Source organism: Streptomyces sp. KR55, from assembly GCF_052245645.1.
GTDB lineage: Bacteria > Actinomycetota > Actinomycetes > Streptomycetales > Streptomycetaceae > Streptomyces > Streptomyces flavusporus.
Genome location: NZ_JBQQCE010000780.1, coordinates 1 through 2705 on the forward strand (window position 1 = coordinate 1; position 2705 = coordinate 2705).

Annotated in this window: 2 protein-coding genes and 1 pseudogene; all 3 read left to right on the forward strand. The window is 68.5% G+C overall.

The window, feature by feature from the left end:
* Positions 1-243 precede the first annotated feature (243 nt).
* On the forward strand, positions 244-687 hold the full coding sequence (locus tag ACTWQJ_RS49945; RefSeq protein ID WP_443312976.1) for a helix-turn-helix transcriptional regulator: 444 nt from the start codon (positions 244-246) through the stop codon (positions 685-687).
* 10 nt (positions 688-697) lie between these two features.
* Positions 698-1108 carry a VOC family protein gene (locus tag ACTWQJ_RS49950; RefSeq protein ID WP_443312977.1) on the forward strand — a complete coding sequence of 137 codons (411 nt, stop codon included), beginning with the start codon at positions 698-700 and terminating at the stop codon, positions 1106-1108.
* A 201-nt stretch (positions 1109-1309) separates the two neighbouring features.
* Positions 1310-2705: pseudogene (locus tag ACTWQJ_RS49955) on the forward strand (excinuclease ABC subunit UvrA); the annotation flags it as partial.

A 2705-nucleotide genomic window follows, 5' to 3' on the forward strand; every position in this document is an offset into this window, starting at 1 on the left:
GGAAAGCCGTGCAGGCCCAGTTCGAGGAGAAGTTCGGCGCCGACGAGGCAGCCCGGTTGCGTGCATCCCTGGAAGCCGTTCTCGACACCGGCTTCAAGCCCTGGGCCGAGTGAGACACGGCTGTAGGAGGCGCCGGTCGGCAGCAGTAGCAGCGGCAACGCGCCGCGTGGGGTTGGGTGTTGGGTCTGGTGGGAGGGGTGCGGGACAGGGTGGGGCGGTCCGGTGCGGCGTAGGATCTGGCCCGTGACCAGCACACCCGCCTCGACGCAGCATCTGCGCGACCTCGCGCGGCTGCGTCGCGTTCGTGACCGGATCGATCGGGAGTATGCGCAGCCGCTGGACGTCGAGGCGCTCGCCCGCGGCGTGCACATGTCGGCCGGCCATCTCAGCCGCGAGTTCCGGCGCGCCTATGGCGAGTCGCCGTACAGCTACCTCATGACGCGGCGCATCGAGCGCGCGATGGCGCTGCTGCGCCGTGGCGATCTCAGCGTCACCGAGGTCTGTTTCGCGGTCGGCTGCTCGTCGCTGGGCACCTTCAGCACGCGCTTCACCGAGCTGGTCGGGGTAGCGCCCAGCGTCTACCGGCGCGAGGCGGCGCGCGCGACGGCGGGGATGCCGTCGTGCGTGGCGAAACAGGTGACCAGACCGATCAGGAATCGAGAAGCGCCGGCGCCGAGCCGTAACTAGCGTGGCTGCCATGGACATCACCATTCACGCGAGCTTCCTTCCGCACGACGACCCGGACGCCTCCCTGGCCTTCTACCGCGACACGCTCGGCTTTGAGGTCCGCAGCGACGTCGGACAGGGCAAGATGCGCTGGATCACGGTCGGCCCCGCCGGCCAGCCCGACACGTCCATCCTCCTGGCGCCGCCGGCCGCCGACCCCGGCATCACCGACGACGAGCGCCGCACCATCGCCGAGATGATGGCCAAGGGCACCTACGGCTGGATCCTGCTGGCCACCCGTGACCTCGACGGCACTTTCGAGCGGGTACAGGCCGGCGACGCCGAGGTCGTCCAGGAGCCGACCAAGCAGCCGTACGGTGTCCGCGACTGCGCCTTCCGGGATCCCGCGGGCAATCTGATCCGCATCCAGGAGAAGCGCTGAGCCGTCCGGCGATCGCAGCACGGCACCGATCCCGATGGCAGCAGCGTCCCCGGGCTGCTTGACGTCACCGCGTGTGGCTCGCCCCGCGGCACAACCTTCGGCAAGGAGGTCTGGAGGGCGGATGCGTCGGCGTAGGGTGCGCGGTGTTCCGCTGTTCCTCGTGTAGGCGACCCCGCGTGAGAGATGGAGACAAAGACAAGCATGGCCAAGACGACGGACGCGCAGTCGCCTGCGCTGCACGCTGCCGACAGCCACGATCTGATCCGCGTGCACGGCGCGCGCGAGAACAACCTCAAGGACGTCAGTATCGAGATCCCGAAGCGCCGGCTGACGGTGTTCACCGGCGTGTCCGGCTCGGGCAAGAGCTCGCTGGTGTTCGACACGATCGCCGCGGAGTCGCAGCGGCTGATCAACGAAACCTACAGCGCTTTCGTGCAGGGCTTCATGCCGACGCTGGCGCGGCCCGAGGTCGATGTGCTGGACGGGCTGACGACCGCGATCATCGTCGACCAGCAGCGGATGGGTGCCGACCCCCGCTCCACGGTCGGCACCGCCACCGACGCCAACGCGATGCTGCGCATCCTCTTCAGCCGGCTCGGCGAGCCGCATATCGGCCCGCCCAGCGCGTACTCCTTCAACACCGCCTCGGTCCGGGCGAGCGGGGCGATCACGGTCGAGCGCGGCGCCAAGACCAAAGCCGAGAAGGCGACTTTCGAACGCATCGGCGGCATGTGCACACGCTGTGAGGGCCGGGGCACCGTCTCCGACATCGACCTCACCCAGCTCTACGACGACTCCAAGTCGCTGTCCGAGGGCGCGTTCACCATCCCCGGCTGGAAGTCGGACAGCCAGTGGACCGTGCAGCTCTACGCCCAGTCCGGCTTCGTCGACCCGGACAAGCCGATCCGCGAGTACACCAAGAAGGAGATGCAGGCCTTCCTCTACGGCGAGCCGGTCAAGGTCAAGGTCAACGGCATCAACCTCACCTACGAGGGCCTGATCCCGAAGATCCAGAAGTCGTTCCTGTCCAAGGACAAGGAATCGATGCAGCCGCACATCCGGGCGTTCGTGGAGCGGGCGGTCACCTTCACCACCTGCCCCGAGTGCGACGGCACCCGGCTCAGCGCAGGGGCCCGCTCGTCGAAGATCAAGGGGATCTCCATCGCCGACGCCTGCGCGATGGAGATCCGCGACCTCGCCGAGTGGGTCCGCGGCCTCGAGGAGCCGTCGGTGACGCCGCTGCTCACCGCGCTGCAGCAGACCCTCGACTCGTTCGTGGAGATCGGCCTCGGCTATCTCGCGCTCGACCGGCCGTCGGGCACGCTGTCGGGCGGTGAGGCGCAGCGCGTCAAGATGATCCGCCACCTCGGTTCCTCACTCACCGACGTCACCTACGTGTTCGACGAGCCCACCATCGGCCTGCACCCCCATGACATCCAGCGGATGAACAACCTGCTGCTGCGGCTGCGGGACAAGGGCAACACGGTGCTCGTCGTGGAGCACAAGCCGGAGGCGATCGCGATCGCCGACCACGTCGTCGATCTCGGCCCCGGGGCCGGTACAGCAGGCGGCAGCATCTTCTTCGAAGGCACCCCCG

Coding starts and splice junctions, on each gene's coding strand:
- ACTWQJ_RS49950 (WP_443312977.1), top strand. CDS start 698: ATGGACATCACCATTCACGCGAGCTTCCTTCCGCACGACGACCCGGAC.